A 3,311-nucleotide genomic window follows, 5' to 3' on the forward strand; every position below is an offset into this window, starting at 1 on the left:
CGGACGGACACCGAGCGCACCCTCGCCGCGATCTGGGCCGAGATCCTCGGCATCGACACCGTCGGCATCCACGACAACTTCTTCGAACTGGGCGGGGATTCGATCATCAGCATCCAGATGATCGCCCGCGCCAAGAAGTACGGTGTGCACCTCACGCCGCGGCTGATCTTCAAGAACCAGACGATCGCCGAGATCGCGGTCCACGCCGGTACGGCCGCGCCGGTCGACGCGGAACAGGGACGCGTGGTGGGCGAAGTCCCGCTGACACCGATCCAGCACTGGTTCTTCGAGAAGGACCTGCCGGCGTTCGACCACTTCAACCAGGCCGAACTCCTCGTCACCGACGGGCTCGACCCGGACGTGCTGCGACTCGCGCTGGCCGACCTGATCGAACACCACGACGCGCTGCGCCTGCGCTGCGCGGACGGCGCGGACGGCTGGCGGCAGTACCTGGACGAGAGCGTGGACACCGGCGTCCTCGACGTGCACGACCTGTCCGGTGTCGCGGACGAGTCCCTGGAGTCGGTGGCGCTGCACATCGCGGAGGAGACGCAACAGAGCCTCGACCTGGCCAAGGGCCCGTTGCTGCGGGCCGCCCTGCAGGAGTGGGGGCCCACGCGCGGGCAGCGGCTGCTCATCGTCGTACACCACCTGGCGGTCGACGGAGTGTCCTGGCGGATCCTCCTGGAGGACCTGGGCAGTTGCTACGAGCGGCGGGCCGCCGGGCTCGCCCCCCGGCTCCCGGCCAAGACGACGTCGTTCCGGTCGTGGGCTCAGCGACTGCACGGCTTCGCCGACTCCGCGCAGGCACGGGCGGAGTTCGCCTACTGGGCCGAACCCAAGCCGGCCGGCCGGGTGCCGCGTGACCGGGACGGCCGTAACGACCTGGGTTCCGCCGCCACCGTCGTCGCGACGCTCAGCCCGGACGAGACTCGTGCCCTGCTGCGGGACGTGCCGAGGGCCTTCAGCACCCGGATCAACGACGCGTTGCTCACCGCGCTGGCACACGCCCTGCGCGACTGGACGGGGGACGACGAGACCCTGATCGGTCTGGAGGGGCACGGCCGTGAGGACCTGTTCCCCGACGTGGACCTGTCACGCACGGTGGGGTGGTTCACGTCCGTCTTCCCCGTCGCCCTGCGGCTGACGCCAGGCGCCACCAGCGCGGTGGCCTCTCTCGACGCGGTCCGGGAGCAGTTGGCGCGGATCCCCAACAAGGGCGTGGGCTACGGCATCCTGCGCCATCTCGGTGCCCCGGACGTGTCCTCCGTACTGCGCCGGCAGCCCACTCCGGAAGTGAACTTCAACTACCTGGGGCAGTTCACCAGGGACCTGCCGGGCATCGGGCGGTACGCCGGACCCGAAGAGCCCAAGGGCCACTCGATCAGCCCGGACGGCATGCGGTGGAACGTGCTGGACGTGACCGCCGCCGTCGAGGGCGACACGTTCGGCCTGTACGTCAACTACTCGACCGCGCTGCACGACCGGCACACCGTCGAGCACCTGGCCGACGGTGTCCTCGGCCACCTGCGCGAGCTGATCGCCGGCAGCGCCGACGGAGCCGCCGACGCCCGCCGGGAGTCCCCTGGCGTTCCCCTCACCGATGTCGGTGACGCCGACATGGCCGCGATCCTGAAGAGGTTCTCGATATGAGCGCGCACAACGTGGAAGACGTCTACGGCCTCTCGCCCCTGCAGTTCGGCATGCTGTACCACTCCCTTGAGGACACCTCCGACACCCGCCCCTACATGGTGCAGATGACGGAGGAGGTCGAAGGGCCCTTCGACGGCGCGCTGTTCGGTGCCGCGTGGCAGCAGCTCGTCGACCGGCACTCGATCCTGCGCAGCGCGTTCGTGTGGGAGGGGGTGTCGGAGCCGGTACAGGTGGTGCAGCGTCGGGCTCCCCTCCCGTTCGAGGTGCGGGACCTGCGCGGCCTGTCCGGTCAGGAGGAGCGGCTCAACGCCTTCCTGGCGGAGGACTGGGCCCGGGGGTTCGACCTGTCACGGGCCCCGCTGGTCCGGGTCACCGTGCTGCGCATGACGGAGGAACGCCGGATCGTCGTCTGGTCGTTCCACCACATCCTCCTCGACGGCTGGAGCGTCCAGATCCTCCAGAAGGAGCTGTTCGCCCTCTACCGCGCACTGCTCGACGGCACCCCCGCCGGGCTGCCGCCCACGGTCCCGTACCGCCGCTACATCGAGTGGCTCAACTCCCGGCGGGACGACGGCTCCGCGGCGTTCTGGTCCGACTATCTCGCGGGCGTCACCGAGCCCACCGCACTGCACGTCGACCGGGACACCGGGGACACGGGGGTCGGAGAGTTCGAGGCGTGCGCCTCCGCGGAGCTGTTCGCGCGGGCGCGGGACTACGCCAAGTCCCAGCGGGTCACGATGAACACCCTGGTGCAGGGCCTGTGGTCGATCCTGCTCTCCCGGTACAGCCGCCAGGACGAGGTGCTGTTCGGCTCGACCATCTCGGGCCGCTCGATCGATCTGCCCGGCGTCGAGTCGATGATGGGCCTCTTCATCAACACGCTGCCGGTCCGCGGCCGGCTCACGGGTGACCTGGTCGTCTCCGAGTGGCTGCGGGATCTCCAGGACGAGCAACTGGACATGCGGCAGTGGGAGTACTGCCACCTCGTCGACGTGCAGCAGCACAGCAGGATCCCGCGCGGCGAGCCGCTGTTCCGGTCCATCCTCGTCTTCGAGAACTACCCGGTGGTGCAGAAGCCGTCGGACTTCCCCGAGGGACTGACCCGGCGCCTGGTGAACTGTGTGGAGCGCACCGGATACCCGCTGACCCTCGTCGTGTCGGCGGGCCGGGCCCTGGAGTTCCGCTTCGTCTACGACCGGAGCATGTTCGACGCGGAGACCGTCGAGCGCATGGTCGGCCACCTGCTCGCCCTACTGACCTCCCTGGTGGACTCACCCGGCGCACGGATCGGCGACCTCACCATGCTCACGGAGGCGGAGCGTCGGCAGATCCTCGTCGACTGGAACGGTGTCACGGGCCCTTATCCGGACACGGCGACGATCCATCAGCTGATCGAGGAGCGGGTCGCCACGCACCCCGACGCCATCGCGGTGACGTTCGATGATGAGCGCTGGACCTACGCCGGCATCAACGCGCGTGCGAACCGGCTGGCTCATCACCTGCGGGAGACGGGCATCACCCCGGACACGCTGATCGCGGTCTGCCTGGAGCGTTCTCCCGACTTGATCGCGACGTTGCTGGGCATTCTGAAGGCCGGTGCCGCGTTCGTTCCCCTGGACCCGGAGTATCCCACCGACCGCATCACGTACATGGTCGAG

At 69.3% G+C, this 3,311-nt stretch carries 2 protein-coding genes; both read left to right on the forward strand.

Annotated features, from left to right (window positions below):
* Positions 1-1,653: condensation domain-containing protein (locus tag ACZ4VF_RS37935; protein WP_467931775.1), on the forward strand; the 1,653-nt coding region annotated here is incomplete at its 5' end.
* Positions 1,650-3,311: condensation domain-containing protein (locus ACZ4VF_RS37940; RefSeq protein ID WP_467931777.1), on the forward strand; the 1,662-nt coding region annotated here is incomplete at its 3' end. The genes ACZ4VF_RS37935 and ACZ4VF_RS37940, both read left to right, overlap by 4 nt.

The organism is Streptomyces sp. NPDC029151, from assembly GCF_055564315.1.